Here is a 26,988-nt window from a genome sequence, read left to right as displayed (position 1 = left end):
TGTTATGGCTTTACTGGTTAAATCGTTCAGCCTGACTGGGATGTAGCCCGGAGCGAATCACACCAGTTACTCACACCCCACTCACTCAGCGTAGTAATACCTGTCGCACTTGAGGTGCAATGATGTTCCAGTCAAACCGAGTGCAGCTATAGTCGCGACAGGCTTGGCGAGAGGGTAAGGCAATAGCTCCATTTAACAGGTCAATGATGCGTTGAGCGATCGCATCTGCGTGATGGGTTTCGGTAATCAGTTCGGGAGAGAAGGGACGTAATATTTCAGGCATTCCGCCAATGGGAGTGCAGAGAGCAGGCGTGCCACAGGCTAAAGACTCCACTAAAATTAACCCAAATCCTTCTAAGCTTTGGCTGGGAACAACGGTGAGATCGGCAGCTTGATAAGCAATGGGCAACTGTTCGTCTGGCAAAAATCCTAGGAATTTAACATGCTGCTGCAAGTCTAGCGCTTGAGCTTGTCGCTCTAAAGTATCTCGCTGTAGTCCCTTACCAGCAATCGCCAGCCAAACCTCTGGGAATTGACGTTTAACCTGTGTCATAGCATCCAGGAGTTTGTCTACTCCCATCCGTTGTACTAATCGACGCGGGGTGAAGAGAATCGGGCGATCGGTGGGCCAACCTAGCTGAGTACGAGCTTGATCACGCGATAGGTTTGGTTGAAAGTGAGTGGTGTTAACGCCACCGGGAATGATATGAATCTTATCCCAAGGAATGCGATAGTGTTTGTGTAGGATGTTGCCGAAGGCTTTGCTGAGAACGATGAAGCGATCGCAGCGTTGATAAACTCGGTTCTCGATCTGTTGTTTGAAAAATATGCTAAATTTCTTTTCGCCTTCTTGCTGACTTTCCAATGCCCAGGGTCCATGAAAGGTAAAAGTAATGGGAATATCCTTGGGTAAGTGAGGTAACGCAGCTAGACCGTAAAGGGCGAAGTGAATGTTGATGGCATCAGGTATAGTAAAGCCCCTCTCCTGAAACTGAAAATAACAGCTCCACAGTCGCTGCAAAAGCACTTGTTCAGCAGAAGCCAGCTTGGTTAACAAAGGGGATGAGTGAGCCTCAGACGCTGGCAGGTCAGTGGCGCATAATTCAACAAGGTCGCCACTTCCTACCAAATAATGAATCAGTTCATATATGTAACGTTCTGCTCCGCCAGAAGCTATCGGGAACCATCGATTTCCAACACATACAATGGATGCCGTTTGACTATCTGTTTTGCTCATCATTAAAGGTTATACTAGGGTCCTTGCTGAAAGCATCCTTATTTAAGGGTTCTCTAACGCGGTTTAGTGTCTTAAGAGGATAACGTTTTTTGACACAAGCAGGATTGCCTGCAATCAACAAGCGACAGTTTGGCTCCGACGGAAAGTCTCGTGTGACAACGCTACCTGCGCCAATGACTGAGTAATCAGGAATATAACACTGTACCAATGTTGATCTGGCACCAACGTAAACGTTCTCTCCAACTGTGATTTCGAGCGGTGACAGCATTGGTTTAGCTTGTTCATAGCTAAGGCTATGACTCCAAATATGCGTATCTCTTCCCGCCAAAATAGAGTTGTTGCCAATTTCAACTTTTCCGTGCGAATCTACGTAGTGATGATTCATAATGTTTACACCTTCACCGATTTCCAAATACCCTGGCCATTTCGGGTGATCACATCGACCAGAAAAGTGATTAAAATTTTTGATGAAGGTATAGGAACCGATTTTCAAGTAACGAAAAGTTGTAAGAATGTTGAAGTGACCTATAGTGACGTTGCTTCCAATTATTACATGTTGTCCATTAATATAACTTAGTCCGATGTGAACATTGCTTCCAATTTGCCATCCCAACAAACGTCTATACAAGAATGGCTTAAATTTCGCAGGTAACAACGCGATGAGTAATGGAAAAACTGTAAACATAACTCGTCCTACTACAACAATATAAATTGAAGAAGAGAGTATTACCGTAGCTTTATGTCTTAGTAAGCCAATGTTTGTTTAGAAAATCTTTCGCTAGACTTAATTTTGTGGATTTCATGTGTTGTCTGAAGTATACTCTTCAGAGGAAAATTTACACCTTCATGAACAAGCTCGTGCATTTCTGTAAGAATCTACACCTTGGCTAATTCTAAAACTAAATTTGATTTCAGAAAATCTACTTCGATAATATCTCAAAATAATCTAAGTATTGCCGGGCAATTTTCTCTTGCGAAAATTTTTGAGCGCGCTCTTGAAGAATCTTAGCATCTATTGAATGTTCAATAGTTTTGAGAATAGCACTCGCTAAAGCATCAGAATCGCCAACTGGAACTAATTTGCCATACCTACCCTGATCCAAAATTTCAGCAGGTCCGCTTTCACAATCAGTTGAAACAACGGGTGTGCCAACAGCCATAGCTTCCACTAGCACATTACCAAAGCCTTCATATTTCGAGGACATTACAAACAAAGAAGCATGAGCCATATATGCGTAGGGATTGTGTACATATCCTGGAAAATCAACATCGTCTCCTAGATTAAGTTCATTAATTAGAGTATCTAACTCAAATTTGTAAGGAGACCATTCCCCAATAATAATTAGTCGACAATTTTGTTTCTGTCTTACTTTAGCAAAAGCCTTAATCAAGGTAACAAAATCCTTTTGATGAAATAATCTTCCTGCGCCTAAAATGACAGGTGGTTCACTAGGCGCAAACCACAAGTGTTCCAAAGATTCGTTAGCTTTGAGCAATAAATCAGGTGTAACTACTGGATTATAAATTACTTGAATCTTCTCTGTAGGTATGTTGATAAGTTGTGCAAGATCCTTGGCAACGCCTTGAGACACTGCAATAATGCCATCAGCCTTGCAGTAGGAATGTTTCAGTAAAAAAGGCCTTATAGTAGCTCGAATGCCTGAAAGTTTACTAAAATATTGAGAAACATTAATATGCACTCCGTGAACTAATTTAGTGGGACTATTAGAAATTGATTTCGCGAGATTTGCCACGCCAACGTAATCATTATTTGCTAACAAAATATCTGGTCTTACTTCTTTAAGATATTGACTGAGTTTAATGACCTTCTCCAGAAAGATAGGTTTCGTAATAGATACATCTAGTAGTCGTATGTTACGAATTTGTGACGGATAACCCTGGGTTGCCTGCTTTTGATACTTGCTAATCTCGGGAGTAACAAGGTCAACACAAAAGCCAAATTCGACAAAGGCTTTTGCGAGGTTTAACACAACTCGATCGAGTCCATTTCCGTGCATCGGGGGTTGAAAAATAGCTATGTGCAATCGATTCATACAAGTCTGCCTCCTAATCTATCAACCTCAGATGGCTGAGAAATCAAACCCATAACCAAGGCATTGTTCTTTGTAAAGTTTTTCGTATTCGAAGCTTCCAAATTTCATCAGTTGAGTAGCCCTTATTATCAGCACCGCGAATCCCTTCAACTTCAGGGGTCATATAAAAACGATAAACAAACTTAATGGTTTGTCTTAGAAATTTTTGGTCAAGCCAACTTCTTAAAAGTTCTTCAGCAGCAATACCTTGAGGAATGCCGGGTACGTTGGTCTTAAGACGATGATAGACATCTCGAAAACAGGTTTCATACGCTGCTGGTGTCCATGCCATAAAATAGGTGTCAACCCAACGTTTTGGATAGTTACGACAATTACAGTAAACATCAAATTGATTTGGTTGACTGTAAAATATGTGTTGCAGGTTGCTGATTATATAACGGCCAGTGACCTTCCAAATCACTGTTCTATTAGTTTGATTGTGGATGAACTTGGAATTCTCCATTGCATAGTCAAGTAGCTTAAATTCACCATAGCCACGATCGTAGTGAGGAGGATAATCTAAGCCATCAAATACAATAAATTCGACTTGCTCAGTCAAACCCTGCTCTTCAACTAAACTCTTCAATTCAGTAATATCTGAATTCGAGTTTTCAGCAAATACAATACCATCACAACCTTTGTTAACGATCGAAAGATAAAATTCAAGTGCTTTCTTATAGTCCTGCATGCGCGTAGAAGGATCTATTCTCTTTAAATTTGGAACACCTGATTTCGGAGTAATTGTTGCTGTCATTAACAAAATGTTACGAGTGCCCTTTAACATTATTTAATCTAACTCCTTAATGTTCAATTTCTGTTCTATCAATCATGGGCAGTTACTTGTCGATTGTTAAAACAGCATTGGTAGAGTGACGTTTTTTTGAACAGTGCTTTGATAAACTAAGTTTTTCAAATAAATCAACATAGTTTTTAGCCTGCTTATTCCAGGCGTACTGCTCAGCTAATCTTCGAGCATGTTTCCCCATAACAGAACGAATATCAGAATTATTAGCGAGATGCTCAACTGCATTTGTCAAATCATCAACATTTTCTGGATTGCTTAGAACTATTCCGCATTCTGACGTTATCAGTTCAGATCCACCCGTTGTTGCTGCTGTAATAACAGGTAAACCAGAGGCGAGTGCCTCTAATAATACTAACGAACACGCTTCGTAGCGAGACGGAAAGACAAAAAAATCCACTCCTTGCATAATCTTTGCAATGTCACTCCTGTATCCCAAGAAATGGGTTCGTTTGTCCACTTTTAAGTCAGCAGCTATTTGAGGATATGGGCTACCTACCGTATCGCCTGCAACAGCAAGATGCAAACCTGGAACACGTGCCAATGCAAACAGTGTCATGTCTAAGTTTTTGCGCGGTGTTCGGATGTCACCTGCAAATAAAGCGATAGGAACGTCTCTTGGCAATCCCAGGGATTCTCGATCAATTGCACCTGGTTGAAATTCCGCTAAATCGACGCCGTTGAGAATAACCTGAATTGAACTAGCAGACAAACCTAATTCTATTAGTTCTCGCTTGACTTGTTCAGATACTGCAACCAACAACCTGGCTTGATAAAAAGCTTTAACCTCCCACTGAGCGCTGATATTTGTGTAGAGCCATTGGTAAAGTCCATAAAAATCTTTTCGATAACGAATAGTATGAAAACCTGACTTCAACCAAGCACTGTGTACAAAGTGAATTGCATTAATATCTGCGGTTGCAAAAGTAATTGCTCCATTTACTTTTATGATATCAATTGAAGAATGATGTTGATGCAGCCATCGAGTACTTTTCCAAGCAAAAAATAAATCTCTGAGTATTGCTGTTGGTAATTGATCAGTCAAAATTGGCACCCATTCAATTAAGGGATGCTTTTGTAGTTCCGGGGCAATACTGCTGGCAAGAAGTGTTACCGTGTGACTACGAGTAATGGCTTCTCGAACGATTTCGTAATTAACTCGACCTTGACCATTGCCTTTGTTTACAGTCTGAGTTGCAATGCAGAGCTTCATAAAAATTTCCTTAAATTAATCTAAATGATCTACAAATGCTTTTGATAATATGCATAATACTTACTAGCAGCCATTCCAATGCCCAAGAAACCCCAAAATATTAGTGCAAAAACATCTGAAAAAATATTATTTAACCAAACCTGTCCTAGCATTCCTAACACAATGGCGCGAGTAGCACTGACAAAAGAATCGCGACCTCCATCTCCACTCTGCAGTACTCGAAATACAATTAGAACAATTCCTGCCATGTAGGGGATTAAGCCAAACCATCCAAGCGAAAATAAGAGGGGAATGATGCCACTATCTCCCCCTCCTAGAGAACTGGCAGGACCTGTACTTCCAAGCCCCCTCCCAATAAATTCGGATAGAGCAAGTCCAAGAATTGTGCTGTACCCCTCTGAGCGGGCCTCAAAACTTCTATCTGATTGAGGATCTGACAAGCTTTCCAGACGTTCATTAATACCTGCTGAGAATGGTTCCATGTTAACTAATGGGGCAACTAGCATCACCATAATGAGCAGTGTTAAGACAAATCGCATTTGTAAACGAAGTTTCAAGAATGGAAAATATGCAACAGTTCCGGCTGCCCAGCCTAACCATCCCGATCGCGCCATAGATAGCAAAAACGATAAGTATCCCACACCAGATGCTGGCCAACGTAAGGAACCTGAACTACCAAATAGCAGAATTAATCCTGCCATCATCACAGAGGCAAAACTTTGAGGGGAGCTTTGTGTGCTGAAAACTCGGACTTTAAACGGTAAAGGGTGTCCAAAGGAGGTTGCAGACAAGTTTTCGAGATAGAAACGATCCCAATCTGGAACAACAAAAAACTGAAATATGCCATAGATACCCATAATTAAGACTCCCCAGACAAAGACACGTTCAGTAACTTGCCGATAGATAGGGTAAAGACGCCAGTTGGAAAACAAATAAAATCCAAAAGTGATTGGCCCTAACCACTCAAAGATACTGACTAGATATGCTAAATGGATCTTTCTATAGGCAACTCCAATGACATATGCGTATATTACACTGATTGCACTGAGAATGAACGGTAGTCCGCCTTGTCGATGAGCTTTGGGAAGCTGTTGTACCAATGTAATAAAGCATATAGATGAGACCAACATAGAGATTAAGCCCCATCTACCTGGCGTAATGTATCCGCTTTGATAATCAATGATGCGGCGGATCAATGCTCCTAAGAAACAGTAGCACCAGGTATATCCAACATAAAGAGATGGTGTTCTAAAGTAAAGAAACAAACCAAGCACAATTGAGCCAAATGGCAACAGAGGAACTAGTAACTTTCCGCCTTTTGCAAGCAAGCAAAGAGCAACGAAAAGGCTCCATGCCCCGATCAACTGCCAAGCTTGCTTCGTTTGGTTTTGCGCTTGGAGCGATTTTGAGGTGACAGAATTAGAAGATGGAGAAAATTGCTGATGCACAATAGATCTTTACAAAAATAAATAGATTACTAATGAAACCATTAGTCATGTTTGTTGCGTCACATGTAACCAGGTTAGAATTCCTTGTTTTCTTCCTCGCATTGAAACAATCCATTTTCGCCAGGCCAATGAACCTTCACTGAACAAAAACCGAAAATATTGAATAACTCCAAAAGCTCTTCTGGTTCCTACTAATACACTCCAAACTAAAAACACGACTCTTTGAATGGGAGAAAGATAATCTAGAAGAGCCAGAGTTTCGTTGTGAATTTCATTGAAGAAGGCAGTTTCATTGAAGTTATGTCGTTGATCTTCATCAAATCGCATGGCTGGATAATGGTCAACTAATACAGTTGGATCATAGATCAACTTCCAGCCCTTCTGTTTTAGGGACAAACAAAAGGCTACTTCAAAATGAACTTGCGCCCCTGAGCCTAATAAACGAGAATCGAACCGAAGATTGCCAACAGCAATACGGCGAAAACTCATATTAACCCCTTTAAGAAAATCTACCTCTCGTGCCTGCCCTTTGCCAATGTGATGATTACCAATCATTCGCCCATACCATTGGAGTTTTCCAACCATAACTTGGGTTTGTTCGAAAGTCGATCCAGATTGGTAGATTAAGTCACGTCCACCTACTCCGCCAACTTGCTCATTTTCAAGAAAATGCGTTTCAATTTTTTCAAGCCAGTCGATGTGAGGAACTGCATCATCATCAGTAAATCCTAAAATATCCCCCGATGCAGCTTTCAATCCAGCATTCATTGCAGCTATTACTCCAGGTACATCAACGGAAATTGTTTTTAGCAACATCAAGGTTGCATATTGATTCAGTAACCTCCATGTTTCAACATCATCGTAACGTGCAACGACAATAATTTCCTCAGGAGGACGAGTTTGTCGTTTGATTGCTTCTAGGCATCGAGTTAAGTCGGCTGGGCGACGATAGGTTGGGATGATAACAGATATGCTCATACGGTATATCAAGGAACAGTTCTAGCCTAACTCTTTAAGCTTTTTGCAGATGCTGTTATGTCCTACATTCAATCCGACTTTGCTTTATTTCATCCTGCTTGACCAGAACTTAATTTAGTTAGGGCATGAATAAATAATTTCTGCTAATTCTGAGAAAGTTTTTTGCTTTGAAAATGAATCTACAATTGTTCTTCTAGCTTCGACTCGATAGGAATACCTCTCGGTGTAACATCTTAAAATTCCCTGCGCCAGAATCTGAGGCTGAGCAACTGGCACTTTGACTCCGTTTATTCCATCGAATATGAGAGATTCAAAAGCAGGAATTTCAGTGGCAACTACAGCAGCACCACAACTCATTGCTTCTAGCATCGCAATAGCTAAACCCTCCCATGCAGAGGGAAGCACAAACACACTACACTGTTGATACTTGTCTCTTAAGAAAACTTTGTCTTTTATGAAGCCTAGAAAATGAACACGATTAGAAACCTTCAAATAATTTGTCAATTTCTTAAGAGTTTCAAAATCAGGACCAGCACCAGCAATTTCTAAACTCCAGTCAGAATCAAGATAGACTAGAGCATTAATTAAATCTGAGAGTCGCTTTTGTCTATTATAAAGTTTGGCGACAGTGAAAATTATTTTGTTTGTTTTTTGCTCTCCTGCATCAGAAGGGTAGAAAAAATTAGTATCAACTCCGTTTGGCAGAAGAACTGCTTTTCCACCTAAAGTTTCAACTTTCTCAACTTCTTCTTTTGTTTGACAAGTTAGTTTATAAGCCTTTTGTAGAGTCCTTCGCTTGATAAAATTAAATGACAGCCTATCAGTACCACCTTGATCTGAACCAATAATGGGAAGATTGATCTTATTAACCAAAATATCAAATCGATTTGTCCAGTATTCCTGAACATAAAGCAAAGAGACTTGATCGATCGCCAAGCAATTTTTTAAGTTATCAATAAGTGCTAAAGTATTAGTTGATTCAGCTAGATAAGTAATTAGCTTAAATCGTCTCGCTTTGATAAATAATCTCCATGTTTTTTCATACAAAGAAGATAGTTTTACAAAACGAATTTTAAACCCTTCTTGAGTCTCAAAAATACCAGATTGATTCATGGAGGGAATATATAAATAAGCCTCAATGCTCTGTTCTCTTAAACCTACTATGTAATCCCACGACCAATCATTTCTATATTCAGTTAGGTAACTCTCAAGATTAAATCCCATGCTTGGAAAATGGTGCTCAAAGGAATAACAGCTAAGCAAAATCGCAATTCTTTTCATTTTCTCTAAATCCTTAATGACTAAGTTAACGTATGAAAACAGTGTTTTTTATTTTTTTAGTACTCCTTTGATCAGCTAACCTATCTAGCATCTCCTGGTACAAGAAAAGCCTTTGATTAGCAACGTTTATCCAACTATAGTTTTGAGCAGTTACATAAGCATTACGACGAGTTTTTTCTAGATAAGTTCGATCTGTTATTAGTTTTTCTAAGGCATGTTCAATTGCTATCGTGTTACCAATTGGAACAACTACCGCATCATAACCGTTATGAACGACCTCTAAAGGCCCTGCTGCTGCGCTAACAATGGGAGCTAAACCACAAGCCATTGATTCAACCAGTACCTTCCCAAAACCTTCATTCAATGGAGCGAATAGTTTGATTTGGTGACCTTGAAGTAAGTGAGGTAATGATTCCAAAGTGTACTGAGGAACAACCTTAATTCGAGGATGTAAATGTAGCTCGAAATCTTTGTAAATAACCGCTTCTGGGCAACCAGTACCTAAAAAACTGACTTCTACATAAGAAAACCGATTTAAGATAGCCTTTAGGGCAGGTATAGTATATTGAATTCCTTTACGTTGAATGTAACTACCTATTTGGGCAATTCGAATTGACTTGCTTTCACTTTTGAAAAGTGTGGCTTCAGGTAAATTAATGAAAGTGTCTGGAATTCCATTTGGGACAACATGAATTTTTTCTGGTTCTACCCTTAAGCAATCAGTTGCATATTTTGCATCTTGGCGGTTTAGTAAGAATACAAGATCTGCGTTACGCAAAGCAGTCGCTTCTTCCCACAGGCGCCAGCTCCCTCTGTATAAGAAGTACTTTGGGCTTAATTTTAGATTTCCTTTTTTGGCTTCATCTAAATTAAAAGAATGTAATGTATTTTCTAATCCGTGACTACGAGTTACCAACAAAGGATGGATTCTTCTAAAAGAATTTAATACTTTTGACCATAACCATCCTTCACCGCAGGGAGAATCAATCACATCAACCTTTCCTCGATAGCAAAGATTAAAGACATGAAGCGACGCCAATTCTGGAAAAGTAACCATCTTTATGGCATCAGGTAATGTTTTCGGTAATTTGTTGTAAGTAAAAAAAGACACTTCATGCCCTAATCGAGCATATTCTTGTCCTAGTCGAAGGGTTGTGCCTGCTGCTCCTGAGTTTGGATCAAGATTACAAGAGATGGTAAGTAAGATTTTCATAGACTTGTTGATGTTGAAGGTATAAATACATCAGAGTTTGTAGAAGCACTATCTGTTCTATTGTGCTCTTGATGCAAGTTAGATTGTCCAGTTTCAATGAGAGCTTGATAAATTTCTACTAGGCGATCGTTCAGCTTATTAATGTTGAATTGTTCTTCTACCCGTGAACGTCCTGATTGTCCCATTTTTACCCAGCGTTCTGGCTGTTGCAGCAAATCCTCTAGTTTGTTTGCCAAGGCTTCTATGTTTCGCTCAGGGACTAAAAAACCAGAAACGTCATCTTCAACTAGTTCGGGAATGCCACTGTGGTAAGTACTAATAACAGGTAAACCCATTGCCATTGCTTCCATGAGAGCTACCGGAATCCCTTCCTGATTACCATCTGATGCTGTTACACTTGGTGCTAATAAAATATGAGAGTGATTTAAGATGTCTATCACTTCCTGTTGATTTTTCCATCCTATTAATTTGATCTGCGCTTCTACACCTAATCCTTGAATAATTTGAGCTAATCGTTCTCGTAGCTCACCACTACCAACAATTAAGTATTCAATATTAGAATAACGTTTCAGGATTTTTGCTACAGCTCGTATTCCATATTCAATGCCTTTTTTTTCGGTTAGGCGAGCAATGCTGATTAATCGAATTGGCTGTTCAGGGGCAGGAATACGGGGAATGAAGGTGAATTTTTGGCAATCGATTCCCATGTGGTGAATGAAGGTTCTACCAGATGGACAGCCAAGTTGAGCTAATCGATTTCTCCAATGCTGACTAATGGGAAGAAAACAATCTCCGACTTTGAACAAGTCATCATAAAGATTCTCTCCAAGCAGATCTAGATTTTGACTGATATCAACACCGTGAAAAGCGGTGACTAATTTACCTTGTATTGCTCCGACTTCTCGGAGCATCATTCCCTTAATGCCTAGAAGTCCAAAGTGACATTGAATAACATCGTAAGTATTCCGGTTTCCTAAAAACGGAATAACAGAGTAGAACAACCGTAAAGATGCAGCAGACTTTCCATACTTAAATACGTTAATGGAGCGTAATACCAAGTCCGGATCTTCGAGAAAACATGGAACAAATAATCTCAGAGCTTTAAGAACTCGTTGCAGCTTATCGTGAGGTTGGAGGGGTTGGTAATAGGTACGCTCGAGAAGTCGATACTGTTCGATAGTTGGGTGTATTTTCCTCGAATCATCCTGTACCTCAGCATAAATATCGACCTCATGTCCACGATCAATCAATCCAGTAATCTGATTTAACACAAACGTTTGAGACAGAACTGGAAATCCTTCAACAATGAATGCAATCTTCATACTCTTTATTCCTAATTGCATAGTAAGCTTTAAATAATTTGCTTTAAGGAGCAATCCTGAACTATTAGCTTAGAAATTCTATGAGATTAAGTTTTGAAGAATGTGTTTGCTCCATCGACCCACTCTGAAAATAGGTTCGGGCAGATAGTGTTTCCATAAAGGCTGCATGTAATCGGGAGGTCGAATGCGATCGCTAGGACGCTGATAAATTCCTTCCTCAGCATCCCGTAAGACTTGATAAAACAACTTGATGTAAAGCTCAGCCATGTCTGTTGTTCTATATGAGCCTTGATCAACAGTCCTGTAGGCATGAATAGATAATTCTCGCCGAAGACTTATGTTCCGGTATAAGTTTGCTAACCGTTCAGCGAAAATATGGATATCTCCAACACTCACACGGTAACCGTTAATTCCATCTTTCACAATTTCAGGAATACCACTGTCAATATCAGTAACAACAGGAATGCAGCCCTGTCCCATTGCTTCCAGTAGCGCATTGGGCATACCCTCGAACGCTGAAGTCATAACAAACACATCATGTTGCTTCAAGAGGTCAGGCATTTCGTCATGGGGAATAATCCCCACGAATTGCACTACACCTTGGTCAACCAAAGTTTGAGAAGCGTTGACAAGCTCTTGTTGATCTGGCCCGCCCCCTGCAATTGTGAGTTGTGTAGGAATCTGTAACGCTTGCAGGCGTTGCATAATCTTAGGTAGGTCTAAGATACGTTTCTGGGATTGTCGAAATACACCTGCATACAGAATTTTGAGCGGTTTATCAGCTTGATAAGTGCGCTCAGTTGGGCGGTGAGGAATAGGAACTCCAATCGGAATCGTAACAACTCGTTCTGCTAAATCAGGATTGCGCTCGATCGTTCCTTTAGCAACGGTTTTACTGACTGCTACAATACTGTTCCAGTATTTGCCCAAACGGCCAACATGCTCATAATGTTGAGGATCGTCGCTGTGGACAACTCCTACTATGCCAACTCGTTTTGATAATAAAGGTGCAATACAGGAATGATTGATATCGTGGTTAGGAATATAAATGCATGGAGCGTTCTCTTCCAAGTACTGAACCATTCTATGCCAACGAGTTTTGTATAAATCATGTTCGCCAACGGGCAGTTTTTGTATCTTTATATCCAAAGGAGGTTTCATAGGCTTGGAATCAGAAATATGGGGTTCAGTTAGAAGAACATGTGCTGAAATACCCTGCCTCTGAAGCTCTCGCACTAAATTAGCTGAGAAGACATTTACTCCATTTAAACTCCAGATTGGCGAAGCAACGATGACACTAAACTCCATATCTTTATCCTCAAACCTAACTTCTACTTAAAATTATCGAATCAAGGGTAGAGCATTGATTTTCTAATAAAAATAACTACTCTAATAAACTCTTCTCTAATTGATTTAATAGTTGAGCTGATCTGTTCTCTTCAAATTTTCTGGCAAATAACATGCTCGTCTCCATGAGCGCGTCTGCATCAGAAGTGTCTAGAATTTTTGGTAGTGTAATACCTTTGCTTTTCCAATTAATGTAATGACAGCCATACTCACTAGACTCAAAAAATGTATCGAGTGACGTAGTCGCTTCAAAGTCATGGCTTACTGCGAAATTTGAGTTTTTAATGATCGAATGAAAGAAGATCTCGTCGGGAGACCGAGTGTATTTGTGAAAGGCTATATAGTCACTGTTTATATTCAAAAACTCAAAAATATATCTTACGCAGTGTCGCTTAAAGCCCACCACTGAGAACTATGATAAAGAGGAATTTTTTGATAGGGTGTCCTGGGAATAACTTTGAGGAATTTTTCAATTTTTGGGAGAAGACGCTTATGAGATGTCATCCTCGGATTAAAAAAGCGATTGTCGTATAAATGAAAGTACTTTATATAGCCCGCATGGAGATCATTACTTATCCAGTCAAGCTTTCGGTCAATACGCAAAAACTCTATATTCGAGCTAAATACCTCTTTGATCTCAGAGTTTTTCTTGAGTGGAAAATCTGAGCCACTGAGTAGACAGTACCGGGTGAAGTGCATGCCAGTAGCTACCGCAGTTCGTAAAAGGTTTAAAGTTGCTGCCACGATGCTATATCCACACCAGTGAACTTTTACTCTATCCACATTCTCTAGAAATATAGTTTTACTGGTCTTAGACACTAAGACTTTAAACGGAGAAACATCTACTTTCGAATCCACATGTATAAAGAAATATGCCTCATCACAATCGAGAGTTTTGATTAGCCTTGCTAGATGAAAGGGTTGATGATGCGCCAAGATCAAATATGCTATTTTCATATTTCTACTCCGAAGTTTGTTTAAGAGTAATTAATTCAGCCCTACTTAATTCAGATCTGTTCATAAAAAGTAGTTAAAGGCAAAGGGGGTGTTGCCATATTTTTTCAAAACCAAACCATACTCCTCTTTAATACTTGGAAAAATCTTCTCAATTTGGTATATCTATGGGCAGGTACTATTAATTTTATAAAGATCAGGAAATTTATGTAAAGAAACGATCGAGAAAATAAAATTGTAGGATTACTCTTGAAGGCTTGCCCTGAGAAGTAAATTGCTTTTCGATAGCGACTTTCTGCAGCCATTGCCCAGATAGCATTGAGATTGGAAATCGTGTATCTATTATCTAATATAGGTCGAAGAGAACGAGGGACGATCATCCGAAATTTTTGAACAATCTTTCCTATTTCATCTACCATGATTACAATATCTTTAGACATATTTGTTGAATGCTTTCGGTAAAGAACTAAACTTTCTAAGATGGCTGCTACAGGATAATGAAGAGCAATTCTAATCCACATATCCCAATCAGCTGCGGAACTTAAATTGCAATCAAAGACACCAACCTTTTCAAAGCATTCTCGACGGACAATAGGCGTACTTCCGCATAAGATAAAATTATAGCTGAGCAATTCTTCCAACGAGATGTGCTCTTTTTCAGGAACTTTAAATTCTCGCAAATATTGATCATGTTCATCAATTATTTTGACCTTTGTACTTAACAAGCCAACGTTTAAATTATTGTCTAGATATTTTACTTGTTTTTCTAATTTTGTTTTTTCCCATAGATCGTCTGCATCCAGAAAAGCGATATAATCACCCTTCGCATGGGTAATACCTGTATTTCTTGCTCCCGATAATCCTTTGTTTTCTTGGGAAATCAGTTTTACGCGTTCGTCTTCAATCTTACTTGCCCATTCGAGTATATTATCTTTGCTTCCATCGTTGATAATCAAGACTTCAAAATCAACAAATGTTTGTTGCAACGCACTGTTCAAAGTTGCTTCGCAATATTGCATTGCATTGTAAGCTGGAATAACAATTGATACTTTTGGCATACAACCTCATAGTTTTTCTTACAGTGGCTTTTGACAGATTTATGCGATTAGTATTGGTGTTGGATCTGATGATATTTCCAGAATCTACCTTTTCTTCCCAACAACTCCTGATAAGTTCCCTGCTCTACAATCTGCCCTTGATCCATCACTATTACTTTGTCCGCATTTGCAATTGTTGAGAGCCTATGAGCAATAGCAATCACTGTGCGACCTATCGATAGTTTTTCCAATGAAGCTTGAATCATATGCTCGGAAACAGAGTCCAATGCACTAGTTGCTTCATCTAAAATTAGAATTTCTGGATTTCTAAGTAGTGCCCGTGCAATCGCAATTCGCTGCCGCTGACCACCTGACAGTAGGACACCACGATCGCCCAGCACAGTGTCTAACCCTCGTGGCAGAGCCTGAATGAATTCAAGTGCGTTTGCCAGCCTTGCTGCTTCTAAGATTGCATCTTCGTCTACATTGTTTAAGCCATAGGCAATGTTGTCACGAATAGATGCGTTGAAGATAAACGTATCCTGACTTACTACTGCCATACGACGGCGTACGGAGTCGAGATCAAACTCCCGTAGATTTATGCTATCAAACCGAATTTCTCCTTGGGTCGGGTCATAAAAGCGAGGAATCAAGTCTGCCAACGTTGATTTTCCTGCACCTGATGCACCTACTAAAGCAATCGTTTGTCCTTTATCAATTGACAACGTAATGTTTTTTAGCACCAGTGCACCTTGACCATAGCTAAAGTCTACTGAAACAAACTCAATCCCCCGTTGTAAGCCCGTAAATTTGCGATGTCCGTTTTGTAAGTAGGGTTTGTTGTCTCGATTCAAGAGTTCTTCAATAGTGTGAATAGCACCTTGAAACCCATTGATTGCCGTAAGACAAGCAAGCACTTCTTGAATTGCAGGCACTAGCCGAATCAGAACAAATAGAAAAGTGAGTAGTGATGCAACCTGAATACCATTGTTTCTGCCAAAGCTCGACACCCCAACCACAATCATTCCCACCAGAATAGTACCAGCGAGAGCTTCCCCCAAGGGTCGTACAATAATTGTCACTCGAGCCGCATCGATTTCGGTTCTGGCAATCTCATCACTAGTTGCATAGAATCGTCTCCGCTCAAAGCCTTGGGTAGCGAATGCTTGAATTGTACGAATTCCATTAATAAATTCTGTTGCCAGTGCACTAAAGCTGCCTCTAGCCTTCGATATCGGGAAGCTGGACTGTCGTACTCGTCTATTGAGATTCGACAACCCCACAGCCGTTAAGCTGAACAAAAGGATTGCTACAAGTGACAACTGCCAAGATATATATAGCAAGACGGCTGCATAAATCAGTATCACCAGTCCTCTCGTAATCAGATGACTGAATGATTTCATTGCTTCATTTAACTGTCCAACCTCAGAAGTTAGCGTATTAACTAACGCACCTACTCGTGTTTGTGAAAAAAAGCTGATCTGAACTGCCTGTAGCTGCTCAAAAATCTGCTTGTACAGCCGGTTAACTAGTCGAATTCGCGCAACCGTCATGTAGAAACCTGCGAGGTAATTGAACACCGCACGAAGCCAAGTTGACAGCAAAATCAGGACTGAGATACGGTACAGTTGATGCAAACTTGACTCATTAATCCCTAGGATCCAAATATCAATCCATTCAATGCCAGAACGAACTGGTTGCGGATTGACACTAACTAAATTTTGAAGAAACGCTAGCAAAAAACCAATGCCAAACCCTTCAAACACAGCTGCTAGCATAGGAAATAGAAGCGCTAACAAAACAATTCTAGGAAAATGTTGAATTTCTCGCAAAAAGAGGCGATTATCCCTCCAGAAACTAGTTGACTTGATCAGGTGGCGAAAGACGATCGGTAGCTTCAAGCTAATAGCCTCCTCAAAGCAATGATTTTGGAAAGTTGACTCGCCGATACTTTAGGTTCCCGATCCACTGTTGCTAGAAGCACTGTAAGTGCCTCTACTACTTTTATTCAAACGTTATTTGCAAAGATATGCTAGAGCAATCCCTGGGGGTTCACTGATTAGTTGAGACTGATGCTGACAAAGCTGAATTGCTTCCTGTAATTTCCAAGGCCGTCGGCCCACCAACTGCATTTTTCCTTGAATCACGTTGATGAGTTGAAGCAACCCATTCAAGCACAGTTTACTAGACCAGTATCGTATTAAGTTTGAGTAGTATTGTGAACCTTGGCTATTTTCTTCTCTATCTTCTCGAAAGAGAATTAAGCGAAATAACTGGCCTCGTGCCCCTACTCGCCACTGAGTATCAAAAACAGATTTGGAAGAACTCGATCGCAGCAACAGAAAAATTACAAGAATAATAGGACTGAAAATCAATAACAATAGTACCGCTATCATACTGTCTAGTCCTTGCCTGAGCAATACTACAATTTCAGACTGATGGGATCGACGCGAACAACCAGGTAACCTCAGAAAAACTGGTTTTCCAGCCTTCTCACAAGCATTGGCCCAATATTCCACAGCGGTAACACCTAACTGTGGATCTAAACACACCACATCCACCAGCGAATGCTTCAAACAATTTTCTAACCATTGCTCATTTTGCAGCGCCGGAATTTGAGAGATTTGGTCAGCTTCCGCCACCTTCACCCACAGCTTTCCCTGTCGCCACTTCAACACACAACAGCGTAAGGATTGATCGGTTGGTTCTTGCTCAGATGACGATAAGGTATCTTCTAAGATCCAAATTTTAGAGGTCGTCAGTACAACTTTAGAGGTAGCCATAGGGAACATTGCTGCAAGGGAACACGACAAGAACGTACAAAAATTGTTAATCGTTACGCTGCGGATATATCTTGGTCTCCAGCCCGATGATTTCGATTCGCATTCTGACTATCGCTAAACGGTGTACGCTTGCCGCCATTTGCTACAATTCCGAGTACATTTAACGAACTGAGCATCGCCGCCGCTTGTTTGAGTTCTTCCTGAGTAACCCGATCGAGTCGCCCTACCATCACAATGCCATGACAAACTGATGCTGCTTGCATTGCATCCACCATGCCCAAAACAGGAGGTGTATCAATCAGAATCAAATCGTATCGATTTTGCAAGAATCGCAGCATGGTTTTGAATCGCTGCGAGTTGAGTAGTCGTACCGGATCGATCGGCTCTGGACCAGCCGGCAATAGATCAAAGCTTGCGTCAGATAGAGTTACTGATTGTGGTAAAAATGGACCTCTAGCCGTTTCCAGCAACGTTGACAGCCCATACTGATTCGATACATTCAGGCGTTCATGCAAGACTGGCTGACGTAAATCTGCATCAATTACCAACACCCGTTCACTGCTGCGGGCTGCACTTAGCGCTAGTCCAATAATTAACGTTGATTTTCCTTCATCTGGTAATGCAGAGGTGACAACCAGCGATCGAGATCTTTCAGATTCATGCAGCAACTGAATATTTTTGTAAATCAGATCGAGGGATTCTCGAAATGGTTGCCACTGCATGGCCTGCTCAGTCACCGAAGAGGACGATTGGGCAGGCATCAGCGGCAGTTGAATTGGAAAGCGGTTGGGTTTTGGCAGAAATTCTGGTAAGCTGCCAAGTAATGGTAACGCCGCTTGTTTCTTCAAATCTTCCGATGTGTGCACAACTCGATCGGCTGCTTCACGTAAGAAGGCAGCTACTCCTCCCAAGAAGATTCCAACAACCGCTCCTAAAAGAATGTTTTGCCTGGGATTTGGAGCAATCTTTTCACCTTCCTGGGGGGGTTCCACCACTTGCCAGTTAAACCCGCCACCTGCCAATTCAGCACTCAGCTTCTCTCGATCTTCCAGAAGTTGTTGGAGAATTTTTTGGGTAGTTTCCGCTTCCGGTTGCAGACGATCGTTTTGGGCTAGCAATCGCGGAAATTGATTTAGCTCTGCCCGCAGTTGTTGTTCTGTGGTTGATAAACTACGTAGTTGGGCCTCTAATCCTTCGATCGTGGTTTGCGCATCCACGAGCTGGTTCGCTAACTGCAAATCAATTTGGCTCAGTCTTCCCTGAGACAACAAAGCGCGACTGGGTAGCTGCGAAGCATCACTACCTAATATCCGCTGAATTTCCTGTTGCAATAGCCCCAGTTGTTCTTGACGTTGGTCTAACAATACCTGCACTTCCGGAGCACTATCCGTATAGATGGCCCGTTGCTTACTTAACTCAACTTCTGTAGCCTGTAACTCACCCAACAGCGTTTGAAACAAAGATGATTGACTTAAACGTGACACAATCAATGCCTCTTGAGGTCGGAGTGACAGTTGCCGCTGTAGTTCCATCGAGCGATTGTTGACATCTGCATATTGGGCTTGCAAAGATTCTTGCTGCCGCTTTACTTGACCCAGTGCTTCTGAGATCCTTTCCGCCTCCCGTGCGGGATCAATTAAATTTTCTCCTTGACGAAACTGCTCCAGTTCTCCTTGAGAACTATTCAAGCTTCTGCGAACGGTGGCAAGCTGTTCATCAATGAATGCTAATCCCTGTGTTAGTCGTGCTTCTTGCTGCTCCAAGTTGTAGTTTTGATAGGCTGTCTTTAAAGACTCCAAAATCTGCTGAGTTTTTATAGGGTCATTATCTGTATAAACTACTTCAAAAATGCGAGTATTTGTCTCATCTTCTACCAGTTGCGACAGTTGAAGTGACCCTCGAACATGTCCGATCGATAAATCTGGATATTTGGCCGCCAAATCATCAATAACTGCTTCAAAAAAACGACTACTTCGCATCAAATTTAATTGTGTTGCATAATCCTGCTCGCTTGTTTGGCTTTGACCTTCTACTTCTGTTAATTTTTCGCGAGCTTGGTAATTTGGCTCTACGAGTAATTGCATAGAACTTTCATAGGTTGGTTCTGTGCGTACTGTAACGAACCCAGCTGCAATCACTACAGTACTGAACGTAGCCAGAAACCAAAAGCGACGCCGCCAGGCGATCGCCAGTAGTTGACCATAGCCAAATTCCGCTTCATTGGTTGAATGAAAATGATGATCAGCTACCACTCTTTATTCACCCCATCTACAACTAAAAACTAACCACTATACGGCGCAATGTTCAGATTGATTAAAAACATTTTTAGACGATATGCTTTAACATCACGCCATTTATTTAATTGAATGAAGCTGCTCTCATTCAGTCAATCGTCTTATACTAAGTCATACAATTATTGAGTGTTAATTCAGGATTAATATGTATCTCTATAAATACTTGACTTTACGCTATGCAGGTAATGGCAACCAGGTAGATTGTGGTAGACAGTTGACCTGGTTTTTGTGAACTGCTTCTACAATACGATCGACCTTACTGAAAAACACCTTTTCAGTGAAATGATTCATAGCATGTTCACGAATGGCAGCATAATTCCAGTCAGTTTGATGAGCTTTTAGTAAAGCAGATTGAACCGCATCAGGAGTTTGGCGATTGAAGAACAATCCTGTTAGTTCTGGTACTTGAGTATCCAAAACGCCACCAACTCCAAAGCAAATAACGGGTGTGCCACTAAAATTCGCTTCGATCGGCACTAGCCCATAATCTTCTAGGGCAGCAACAATAACGGATTGTGCCTTGGACATTAAGTGCGATCGTTCTCTATCACTCACGTGTCCTAAAAAGCGAATATTCGGTAACGCTCTAGCTTCTAATCGTTTGCGCTCAGGCCCATCTCCTGCAATCAGTAAGGGCCATCCCAACCAATTAAATGCCTCCACAATGATGTCAATGCGTTTATAGCTAATCATCCGAGAGGAAACCAAGTAAAAGTCTTCCTTCTTGTTCGAGAAAATAAACTTACTATCGTCGATCGGGTAATTGATTGTGATCGCTTGTTTACCATAAATTCTTTTAATTCGACGAGCTACAGTAGTCGAATTTGCTACATACAAATCTGGTTCTTCGGCATAGGTCAAGTCTAATTGCTTCATGTGTTCAAACACAGGCCCAATCACAGGATAAAGAGATTGATATTCGCGGAAGCCTCGTAGATAAGTTTGTGTGTCCCACAGGAAGCGAGTTACGTTATGACAGAAACAAATATGCCGTGCATCCGGTCGTTTGCGCACCCCCTTAGCAAAGCTTGAGGAACTACTAATAATTAGGTCATAGTCTTGTAAATCCAGAGATCGAAAAGCTGGATAATAAAACGGTGCCAGCAACCGAAAATATCTCGTCGCTCCAGGAATGTTTTGCAGTCCACTCGTTTGCACAACCCGATCGCTCAGTTCAATCGTTCGATCAGGGGCATACAATGAGGTAAAAATATCGGCTTCGGGGAAATGCTTGCAGAGCATCTCAAAGACACGTTCTGCACCTCCGCGCTGGGTCAAATAGTCATGAACGAGGGCAAGTTTCATATGGTCTATTGGCTTCTGGGTGATAGCTACTACGTAAGCACTGATTTTGATGCCCCTGCCCCAATATCTATCGACGATGCCCCTGCTTGTAAAAATGCTTTACTGGCAGAGCGTAACGTTTCATCAAATTCAACTATCTCTGCCCAGTTCTATTATTGAGCGTGCAATTTGCTGAAAGCTATTACACGAACGATTCATTAACCAACTTTAATACTGACGCTTAGTGATTATAAACTCAAAAAACATCTAGTTTAGAAACCAATTTGAGAGCTTATTTTACCAAGTACTATAGCGTATTTCATTGATATTTTTAGAAGAAAAAATAGAGTTTAGAATTGATTTTGTCAATCTTTGAAACTCATATTTAATTACAGTAACTTGCCGCTTGCTGCTATTCTCGTTTATTAGGATGACAGAGCGTAACGCTAAATACGAGAATGGATAGAGCTTTTTACTTGAATAAGTCACTAGGTTGCCTATCCAAGTAGAGGGCTTCTGAATTTGTGTGCAACATCTGCTCGATCGTTGCTGCTCAAACGTGGTTAATTGAACACTCAAATTAACCACGTAGATAGTCACGATAACTATCCAACGATCGAAATATTCAAGAAGTAATTGCTGAATAGAAGTAACCGACAAAACCATACCTACCAACTCTAAGCCTTGAGGAGGAAATCATGTCAGGGAACTTCTCAAATAGCGGGCAATCGTTCAACCACACGTAGCTGCTTAGCAGCAATACTCACTTCCCTCTACAGATAAACACGAACTATTCCGGATGATAAAACCGGAAGATCCTGAAAATCCATGAACTTTCTGTGTGCACATCTCTATGCTGTGCAGGACGATCGACTGACAAGCCTCACACCGCCCTCACCTTAACCCCTCGTTCAACAGCGACGGTTTTACAGTTTGTAACCCGATATCAACGAGAGGGACAGCTAGGTTTTAGACTTTTAAGCATTGGTGAGAGTCTCGCTGCTTCAATTCTTAGTAAAGCTTAGTAAACGCTATGTTTCCAACTCAACGCCCTCGTCGTCTTCGTAACCATCCCCAGCTGCGACGGATGGTACAGGAACATGTTCTAACGACAAATGATCTGATCTATCCCTTGTTTGCGGTTCCTGGTGAAGGAATTGCTAATGAAGTGAAATCGATGCCAGGGGTTTATCAACTATCTGTAGACAAGATTGTTGAAGAAGCGAAGGAAGTTTACGATTTGGGCATTCCAGCCATCATCTTGTTTGGCATTCCGGCTGATAAAGATATGGATGCAACTGGCGCTTGGCACGATCATGGCATTGTTCAAGTGGCCACCACTGCTGTTAAGGAAGCTGTGCCCGATCTAATTGTGATTGTGGATACCTGTTTGTGCGAATACACTTCGCATGGTCACTGTGGCTATCTAGAAGTGGGAGATTTAACCGGGCGTGTATTGAATGATCCAACCTTGGAACTTCTGAAGAAAACAGCCGTTTCTCAAGCAAAAGCTGGGGCGGATATTATTGCGCCCTCTGGAATGATGGATGGTTTTGTCCAAGCCATTCGATCGGGATTGGATGAGGGCGGTTTCCAAGATATTCCGATTTTGTCCTATGCAGCGAAATATGCATCCGCTTACTATGGGCCGTTCCGAGATGCCGCTGAATCAGCCCCACAGTTTGGCGATCGTCGTACCTATCAAATGGACCCTGCTAATGGTCAAGAAGCTCTCAAAGAGATTGCTCTAGATATTGCCGAAGGCGCAGACATGCTGATGGTGAAACCAGCCTTGGCTTACATGGATATCATCTGGCGCGTCAAGCAAGCAACCAATTTACCCGTTGCCGCCTATAACGTTTCTGGCGAATATTCCATGATCAAAGCGGCTGCCCTGAATGGTTGGGTCGATGAACAGCGAGTAGTGATGGAAACCCTGATTGGCTTCAAACGATCGGGTGCAGACCTGATTCTGTCTTACCATGCCAAAGACGCGGCCCGCTGGTTGCAATCTAGTTAACGAATCCCGATCGACGCTGGCTCAGATGAAATGAACTTGCCTTGATTAAGCGAAAGGATCAGGCGAAACGGGCATGTTACCGAAGACTGCCTGTACCCTATACCCTGAGCAATTCCTGCATTAAGGAGTAATGGTTCGGTCGAGATAGATGAGTGGTAATCAGACGGCTGCGCTCTTGAAACACAAACTCATCGCTATATTGTTCACCATTGGCAGCGGCTTGCTGAATCAACTGCACGAGCCTAGGACGATGCATCGCTAGATCGTGGAGCGTTTTGCCAAGTTGCTGCCAATCCTGCTTAGGAACCAAGCACCCTCCACCCTTGCCGCGCAGTAAATCTTCGGGATAGGCACTGTGATAACCGATAATCGGTGTACCGCAGATCAAGGACTCAATTAAGCAACGGGGCGACTCTGGTGTGATGTGGGTAAACAGCATGACATGCGCCTCCCGAATTTTTTGCAAGAGAGCCTGGCGATCGCGTTCAAACCCCGCTAAATGCACAACGTTTTGTAGTCCTAATTCGGCTATGAGTTGTTCCATCGCAGGACGAAGCGGGCCCTCTCCATACCAGGTTGCCTCAAGCGGTGCTCCCAACTGCTGGGCGTGGGCAATGGCTCGAATCCAATCCAGCGGGGCTTTCATATCTACCATCCGACCGGCGTAACAGATGCGCAGCGGAGCATTGGTTTGGCACTGCTCTAGTTTCGCCTTGAGTTGTGCAGGAGTAATGCCATCCTCAGATTTGGTGTGCACATCATGAATCAGATGGCTATTCTTACAAAAAGGACTGTAGGCTTGGTAGCAATCGTTTCCATGCCACAATCCCAAGCTACAGTTGCGAATGATCCACTGGTGATACTGCTGCATCAGGGAAGACAGCACCCTGGCTTTTAGGCGTTTGGGTAAACTTTTATCCTGATTAATTTGCAGAATGACTCGATAGTCCACTACGTCGGTGTGAATCGCATAGGGACGGTTTTGTTTTTTCGCTTCTAACGCGGCGATCGCAGCCCAATCTCCCCACAAACTACTGATGGCAAACTGTAAATACTCGCTGCGGTGGATAAGCTTGGCAAGTAGGGTTCTGGTTGATCGGTAGTGTGCAAAGAAATCTCGTAGAGAATAGGCCCAGGGAAGCAGCACAAACTCGAACCGCTGCGGATTGTCCAGCATTGCCGTGTTTTTCCAAACAATGGTGCGATCGTGCTCTGCTATTGACTTGGGCATGACCGGGGCGGCGACGATAACGTTGCCAAAATTATCAGCCCAGCGTTCCAACCCATTGCAGGCCTGGGCTTCAAACAAAAGCTGCCCATTATGCATTTGGAATGGAACCGGTAGAACTAGCAACATGCCTTGTTGTTGAATCTTGTGTACCACCATATAGTGTTGTTCACCTGGCTAAAACAATTGCGATGTCTTGAGCACAGCGCCAAATAGGATTTACAAGGTCATGAACGCTGCAAATGTCAGTCAACCGATCGCAATGTCACAGTTAATAACCGGAGTCAACCCAAGTCGAAATCTTAACCTTACCCTGTTTTTAGGTTTTCGTTAAGCGTAGGCATTGGGCTTAACAGGTTTGCTGACAGCGACGATAAGTCTCATAAACTCAGCTATTTCAACAGCACTGTGTAAGATTGTTACGGTCGTTTCAGATAATTGCACTCCCTCCAAGTGCCCATCTACAGCAGCACGGTTGAGCCATTCGAGAGCAGGCATGGCTGAATTGAGATCTGACTCTGGACGCCCCTTCTCCCTAGCCCTCTCTCAACCGAGCGAGGAAGCGATCCGGTTCTCTGCTCCTTCGGGGAGAAGAGTTAAGGATGAGGGCAACGTCTATCAGCAGTTGCAACCAGAGTTGCCTCAGATTTGACTCTCGATCGAGCAGAATCGATCGAAGCATTCGGTTCATCATGGCGGGAGATTTCCTCAGTTACGTACGTCTTGGCAGCAAATTGAACCTTGGACTGTCTTTCGGACTCTCGCGCTCTCAGCTACTAGGCAAGCCAGTACTCAATACGACCCACTTTCTCCTGATTTTGTTGCGGTCTATTAAGTTTTGTAGACCCTGCCAAGCTTATCAGGTTTTCCAAAACCCATTCCAGCGTTGTTTTCGGCGATCGGCGTTATTGTTTACTCAGCCACTACTTTATTCACAGTTCTTAAAGTTGCGCCGGATGCGATCGGAATGCTTCATCAAAACTTTGCAGCCCGATTGCGTTTTGTTTACAACGCTACGTACTCCTACCGAGGTGGGAAACCTGAAGCTAGCTAACTTCCATCCTCTCTCTGTACCAAGCATGGTTTGTCCTAGCTCATCATCCCGCTACTATGGGTTTGTTCCAAAGGTTTCAGTGATTGTGCCTATTTATAATGGCGAAACAGATGTTCCCGAATTAATAGCTTGCCTCGGCTGCCAAACCTATCCCACGGCTCAGGTTGAATACATAGTTGTTGATAACGGTAGCCACGATCGTACCCGGCAACTCCTAGAAACGGCAGTAAGCTCAACGTCCCTGCCCCTACGCTTAGTCAACGAAACATCGATTCAAAGTTCCTATGCAGCCCGTAATGCTGGCATTTGTACCGCCAGTGGAGACGTATATGCGTTTACAGATGCTGATTGCCGCCCAGACCCGGATTGGCTGTTGCACCTGGTGCAGCCCTTTGTCGAAGCTGAGGTGGGACTGGTGGCTGGAGAGATCATAGCGTTGCCCGGAACTACCTTTTTAGAGCGCTATGCCGATCGTCACGAAACCTTGTCGCAAAAACATACCCTGACTCATTCGTTTCGCCCCTACGGACAAACCGCTAATCTGGCAGTTCGGCGAACGGTTTTTGAGCAAACAGGACTGTTTCGACCCTATCTCACTACTGGGGGGGATGCGGATTTGTGCTGGCGCGTTCTTCAATCGGGGCAGTGGCGCATTCAGTTTGCGGAACAGTCTGTTGTGCGTCATCGTCATCGCTCTACGCTAGGAGCCTTATATAGCCAGTGGCGGCGGTATGGCTGTTCCAATCGCTATTTGTCCGAGTTGCATGGAGTGAGCTTAATGCGAGAAATGTCTGTGCCAGATTATCTATACCGTTGTGGTCGGTGGCTATTCAAAGAGATCCCGGCTGCCTGCTTGAGTGCAACAGGCTTGCCTTCTAGAGCTACCTCGATCGAGTCTGTATTCGATCGTTTGATCGACACCCCACTTGATCTGTTGTGCCGCCATGCTCGCGCTCAAGGTCAACGGCAATCTAAGCTGCCAGAGGTAGCCCGACAAGTTGCTTATTTGCCAACTGTACCCAGTTCAGATGCCTCCTCTGGTTGATAAGGATGGCGCTACGCCTGCCTACTTAAGCTAGTCACTAAAGCTAACCACAGGATTCAGCCCTGCTTGGCGGTCATCGGTCAACCAATTAAGCTGGTACATAGCGGGCTTATGTCCGCTAGACCCGATCGTAAAGACAATTCCCAAATCGCTATTTTTGCTACAGCAGATAGGGCCATCCGGCTCAACACTTAAAGCTTATCTTCTTCAAATTTCGGTGCAGACCGCTTTTGCCGTTGGTTGGGATTCGGGTTAAAAAAACGTGTAAATAAATACGAAGGGGTGCATTGATATGAGGTCAAAAATATAGGGAAATATTATAAGCATCTTTTGATTTGACTCGGTTTGCTTTATC

21 protein-coding genes are annotated in these 26,988 nt (G+C 42.3%); 2 read left to right on the top strand and 19 right to left on the bottom strand.

The window, feature by feature from the left end; genetic code table 11:
* Positions 1 to 85: 85 nt before the first annotated feature.
* The 17 genes from OXH18_RS14480 to OXH18_RS14405 all read right to left on the bottom strand — a co-directional run bounded on the left by OXH18_RS14480 (position 86) and on the right by OXH18_RS14405 (position 21,307).
* Complete coding sequence (locus OXH18_RS14480) at positions 86 to 1,237, bottom strand: glycosyltransferase family 4 protein (protein ID WP_315874728.1); 1,152 nt, start codon at positions 1,235 to 1,237, stop codon at positions 86 to 88.
* Entirely contained in the window at positions 1,221 to 1,922 is a 702-nt protein-coding gene (locus tag OXH18_RS14475; RefSeq protein ID WP_268607803.1) for an acyltransferase, read from the bottom strand. Before OXH18_RS14475 ends, OXH18_RS14480 begins: the two co-directional genes overlap by 17 nt.
* Before the next feature lie 235 nt (positions 1,923 to 2,157).
* Entirely contained in the window at positions 2,158 to 3,291 is a 1,134-nt protein-coding gene (locus tag OXH18_RS14470; protein ID WP_268607802.1) for a glycosyltransferase, read from the bottom strand.
* Positions 3,292 to 3,334: 43 nt separating this feature from the next.
* Complete coding sequence (locus OXH18_RS14465; protein WP_268607801.1) at positions 3,335 to 4,084, bottom strand: hypothetical protein; 750 nt, start codon at positions 4,082 to 4,084, stop codon at positions 3,335 to 3,337.
* A gap of 82 nt (positions 4,085 to 4,166) precedes the next feature.
* Positions 4,167 to 5,345: a glycosyltransferase family 4 protein gene (locus tag OXH18_RS14460; protein ID WP_268607800.1), complete on the bottom strand. Its 1,179-nt coding sequence runs from the start codon at positions 5,343 to 5,345 to the stop codon at positions 4,167 to 4,169.
* 29 nt (positions 5,346 to 5,374) lie between these two features.
* A complete protein-coding gene (locus tag OXH18_RS14455) occupies positions 5,375 to 6,793 on the bottom strand; it encodes an O-antigen ligase domain-containing protein (protein WP_268607799.1) in 1,419 nt (472 codons plus the stop codon).
* Positions 6,794 to 6,838: 45 nt separating this feature from the next.
* Entirely contained in the window at positions 6,839 to 7,771 is a 933-nt protein-coding gene (locus tag OXH18_RS14450) for a glycosyltransferase family 2 protein (RefSeq protein ID WP_268607798.1), read from the bottom strand.
* 114 nt (positions 7,772 to 7,885) lie between these two features.
* Positions 7,886 to 9,052 (bottom strand): glycosyltransferase family 4 protein, encoded by a 1,167-nt coding sequence (locus OXH18_RS14445; RefSeq protein WP_268607797.1) that lies wholly within the window; start codon positions 9,050 to 9,052, stop codon positions 7,886 to 7,888.
* Between the two features lie 25 nt (positions 9,053 to 9,077).
* On the bottom strand, positions 9,078 to 10,265 hold the full coding sequence (locus tag OXH18_RS14440; RefSeq protein WP_268607796.1) for a glycosyltransferase family 4 protein: 1,188 nt from the start codon (positions 10,263 to 10,265) through the stop codon (positions 9,078 to 9,080).
* On the bottom strand, positions 10,262 to 11,587 hold the full coding sequence (locus OXH18_RS14435) for a glycosyltransferase (protein WP_268607795.1): 1,326 nt from the start codon (positions 11,585 to 11,587) through the stop codon (positions 10,262 to 10,264). Before OXH18_RS14435 ends, OXH18_RS14440 begins: the two co-directional genes overlap by 4 nt.
* Positions 11,588 to 11,665: 78 nt before the next feature.
* The gene (locus tag OXH18_RS14430) at positions 11,666 to 12,895 is read right to left on the bottom strand and encodes a glycosyltransferase family 4 protein (protein WP_268607794.1); all 1,230 of its coding nucleotides are present in this window, start codon (positions 12,893 to 12,895) and stop codon (positions 11,666 to 11,668) included.
* 417 nt (positions 12,896 to 13,312) lie between these two features.
* On the bottom strand, positions 13,313 to 13,891 hold the full coding sequence (locus tag OXH18_RS25515) for a beta-1,6-N-acetylglucosaminyltransferase (RefSeq protein WP_390904328.1): 579 nt from the start codon (positions 13,889 to 13,891) through the stop codon (positions 13,313 to 13,315).
* A 104-nt stretch (positions 13,892 to 13,995) separates the two neighbouring features.
* The gene (locus OXH18_RS14425; RefSeq protein ID WP_268607793.1) at positions 13,996 to 14,946 is read right to left on the bottom strand and encodes a glycosyltransferase family 2 protein; all 951 of its coding nucleotides are present in this window, start codon (positions 14,944 to 14,946) and stop codon (positions 13,996 to 13,998) included.
* Between the two features lie 47 nt (positions 14,947 to 14,993).
* Positions 14,994 to 16,826, bottom strand: coding sequence for a heterocyst formation ABC transporter subunit HepA (gene hepA / locus OXH18_RS14420; protein ID WP_390904327.1), 1,833 nt, complete (start codon positions 16,824 to 16,826; stop codon positions 14,994 to 14,996).
* Positions 16,827 to 16,940: 114 nt separating this feature from the next.
* Entirely contained in the window at positions 16,941 to 17,708 is a 768-nt protein-coding gene (gene hepC, locus OXH18_RS14415; protein WP_268607791.1) for a heterocyst development glycosyltransferase HepC, read from the bottom strand.
* A 53-nt stretch (positions 17,709 to 17,761) separates the two neighbouring features.
* On the bottom strand, positions 17,762 to 19,960 hold the full coding sequence (locus OXH18_RS14410) for a GumC family protein (RefSeq protein ID WP_268607790.1): 2,199 nt from the start codon (positions 19,958 to 19,960) through the stop codon (positions 17,762 to 17,764).
* A 216-nt stretch (positions 19,961 to 20,176) separates the two neighbouring features.
* The gene (locus OXH18_RS14405) at positions 20,177 to 21,307 is read right to left on the bottom strand and encodes a glycosyltransferase (RefSeq protein ID WP_268607789.1); all 1,131 of its coding nucleotides are present in this window, start codon (positions 21,305 to 21,307) and stop codon (positions 20,177 to 20,179) included.
* A gap of 1,012 nt (positions 21,308 to 22,319) precedes the next feature.
* Here OXH18_RS14405 and hemB point away from each other — a divergent pair.
* On the top strand, positions 22,320 to 23,306 hold the full coding sequence (gene hemB, locus OXH18_RS14400; protein ID WP_268607788.1) for a porphobilinogen synthase: 987 nt from the start codon (positions 22,320 to 22,322) through the stop codon (positions 23,304 to 23,306).
* A 97-nt stretch (positions 23,307 to 23,403) separates the two neighbouring features.
* Here hemB and OXH18_RS14395 read toward each other — a convergent pair whose 3' ends face one another.
* A complete protein-coding gene (locus tag OXH18_RS14395) occupies positions 23,404 to 24,693 on the bottom strand; it encodes a glycosyltransferase (RefSeq protein WP_268607787.1) in 1,290 nt (429 codons plus the stop codon).
* Between the two features lie 171 nt (positions 24,694 to 24,864).
* Positions 24,865 to 25,032, bottom strand: coding sequence for a hypothetical protein (locus OXH18_RS14390; RefSeq protein ID WP_268607786.1), 168 nt, complete (start codon positions 25,030 to 25,032; stop codon positions 24,865 to 24,867).
* 581 nt (positions 25,033 to 25,613) lie between these two features.
* On the opposite strand from OXH18_RS14390, the gene OXH18_RS14385 reads away from it, so the two are divergent.
* Positions 25,614 to 26,633, top strand: coding sequence for a glycosyltransferase (locus OXH18_RS14385; RefSeq protein ID WP_315874727.1), 1,020 nt, complete (start codon positions 25,614 to 25,616; stop codon positions 26,631 to 26,633).
* Positions 26,634 to 26,988 lie beyond the last annotated feature (355 nt).

It is taken from the genome of Thermocoleostomius sinensis A174, assembly GCF_026802175.1.
GTDB classification, from domain to species: domain Bacteria; phylum Cyanobacteriota; class Cyanobacteriia; order Elainellales; family Elainellaceae; genus Thermocoleostomius; species Thermocoleostomius sinensis.
This window is presented reverse-complemented; position numbering and strand designations above follow the sequence as displayed.